Here is a 2,372-nt window from a genome sequence, read left to right on the forward strand (position 1 = left end):
GTGGGGGCCCGCGTAGTGCGGGCGGGTGTGTCGCGGTCAGGCGACGGCCTGCGCGGCCTGCTTGATGAGGTCGGCGGTGGCGGCGGGCTGGGAGACGTAGACGGAGTGGCTGGCGCCGGGGACCTCGACGGTCTGCGCGCCGATCCGCTCGGCCATGGCGTGCTGCGCGGCCGGGGGGATCATCTTGTCGGCGCCGGCGAACAGGTACCAGGTGGGCTTGCTGCGCCAGGCCGGGTTGGTGACCGCACCGTTGAGCGCGTCAAGGCCCCACGGCACCTGCGAGTCGGCCATGAATCGGGCCTGGGCCTCGGGCAGGTCGCCGGCGAAGGAGTCGGCGAACTTCTCCCGGTCCAGCGCCAGGAAGCCGTCGACCGGGGGCAGGACCGGGGGGACCGGCGCGCCGGGGACCGGGTTGGCGATCAGGGTGGCGACCGACTCGCCCTTGTCCGGGGCGAACGCGGTGATGTAGGCGAGCGCGGCGACCTTCTCGTGCGTGCCGGCCTCGGTGATCACGGCGCCGCCGTAGGAGTGGCCGACCAGGACCACCGGGCCGGGCAGCGAGTCGATCACCTGGTGGGTGGCGGCGACGTCCCCGGCCAGCGAGAGCGTCGGGTTCTGCACGACGGCCACGGTGTAGCCGTCGGCCGCGAGGGCGTCGTACACGCCCTGCCAGCCCGAGCCGTCCACGAAGCCGCCGTGGACCAGGACCACGTTCGGGCGCTGCGTGCTGTCGTTCATGATTCCTCCGGTTGTCGTCGGGGCCCGATCGATCGGCCCGTGGTCAGTGGTGCAAGGGTCTGGAGCGGCAGTCTGGTGCGGGGGTCTGGTGCGACAGTCTGCTGTGAGATCAGACTGTCCCGTCTTGCAGATCAGACTGTTCGGTCTGACATGGACAGACGTTAGACCTGCGTCGATGTGTGGGCAAGGGGGAGAGCAATGTGGCGTGGGTCACATTGACCGATCAAGATCAGACCATCTAGTCTGATGGATCAGATTGTCTAGTCTTTACGCCGAGCCGCGATTCCGGGAGGACCCGTGCCCACCTTCGATCCGGCCGCCTGGCAGCAGGCCGCGTCTGTCGAGCCCGCCGCGCCGGCCAAGCCCGAGCAGATCCGCCGGGCCGCGCTCAAGGTCTTCCTGGAGAACGGCTACGCCAACACCAGCATCGACATGATCCTGGCCGAGGCCGTGGTCTCGCGCCAGACCCTCTACCGCTACTTCAAGGGCAAGGAACCGCTGTTCCTGGGCGTGGTCGCGGGCATCCTCAACGAGGTCCTGACCGCGATCACCGACGCGGTACGCGAGGCCGACCTGGAGCACAGCGACGACCTGGAGGCCGACCTCGCCCAAGTAGGCCGCGCCTTCATGCGGATCATGCTCCAGCCCGAGGTGCTGGCCCTGCGCAGGCTGGTCATCGGCGAGGCCGCCCGGCTGCCGCACCTGGCCGCCGCCTGGGACGAGCACGGTCCGGGCCAGGTCCGCACGATACTCGAACCCTGCTTCCGCGCCCTGGCCGCGCGCGGCCTGATGACCCTGGACAAGGACCCGCAGCTCACCGTCGCCTTCTACGCCCGCACGATGATAATCCCGGTCGAGATCGCCATGCTCAACGTCGACTTCGCCCCCGGCCAGGACGTCATCGAGACCTACATCCGCGGCGGCGTGAAGATGTTCCTCGCCCGCTACGCCACGAAGTGACCGAGTCGGACGGTGCTGCCTCGCCGCAGACGTCCGGCAGCGTGAGCGGAGATCCGGCCGAGCACGCCCGGTTCCACGGGTATGTGCGTGCCCTGTCCCAGGTCGCCGACGTGGACGAGTGCGACCTCGTACGCACTGTTCTTGCCGACCCGGACCACGTCATGGCCCAGTCCGCGGTCATCCGGCACATCGACCGCACAGCCGAGCGGCTGGGCTCGGACGGCGGCTATCTGCGCTGGCGCGAGCGGATCGCGCCAGTCGTACAGGGCGATCAGGGCGATGAACTGCTCCGGCGCCGACTACAGGAGTGGACGCTGTTCAAAGCCATCCTCGGCGAGAACGCGTGGAGCGGCGCCGACTTGGTCGACGCTTCGAACTGGCTCCAACTGAAGGTGGCGGAACGCGCCCTCACACCGCGCGCGCTGGCCACACTTGCGGAACGCGGCCGCACGAACCGGATCCGGACGACGGCCCGAGCTCGGCTGAACCAACCGCCGGGCTGAAGAGTACGCGGAGCATCCGCAGTATTCAGCAGTGGCAGAGCAGGGAGGATGTCCCGACTCTCGTAGAACTTCGCAGGTGGCGGTCCCCCACCTGAAGCCTGCCAGTTGGTAGGTATCGGGTGAATCTGCCAAGAATCATCCGAGATGAGGGACCACCGTGAAGAAGAACGT

3 protein-coding genes are annotated in these 2,372 nt (G+C 68.5%); 2 read left to right on the plus strand and 1 reads right to left on the minus strand.

Annotation, left to right across the window (positions count from 1 at the left end; translation table 11 throughout):
* Window positions 1-36: 36 nt before the first annotated feature.
* The gene (locus KDL01_RS40550; protein WP_212534042.1) at window positions 37-738 is read right to left on the minus strand and encodes an alpha/beta fold hydrolase; all 702 of its coding nucleotides are present in this window, start codon (window positions 736-738) and stop codon (window positions 37-39) included.
* A gap of 297 nt (window positions 739-1,035) precedes the next feature.
* Here KDL01_RS40550 and KDL01_RS45770 point away from each other — a divergent pair, with 297 nt between their 5' ends.
* On the plus strand, window positions 1,036-1,698 hold the full coding sequence (locus KDL01_RS45770) for a TetR/AcrR family transcriptional regulator (protein ID WP_212534043.1): 663 nt from the start codon (window positions 1,036-1,038) through the stop codon (window positions 1,696-1,698).
* Window positions 1,699-1,739: 41 nt separating this feature from the next.
* Complete coding sequence (locus tag KDL01_RS40560) at window positions 1,740-2,201, plus strand: hypothetical protein (protein ID WP_212534044.1); 462 nt, start codon at window positions 1,740-1,742, stop codon at window positions 2,199-2,201.
* The last annotated feature ends 171 nt before the right edge of the window (window positions 2,202-2,372 follow it).

The sequence above is a fragment of the Actinospica durhamensis genome, from assembly GCF_018139695.1.
Taxonomy (GTDB): domain Bacteria; phylum Actinomycetota; class Actinomycetes; order Streptomycetales; family Catenulisporaceae; genus Actinospica; species Actinospica durhamensis.

Excerpts from the sequence above, each read along its gene's own strand:
- KDL01_RS40550 (WP_212534042.1), bottom strand. The coding sequence starts at position 738 with ATGAACGACAGCACGCAGCGCCCGAACGTGGTCCTGGTCCACGGCGGC.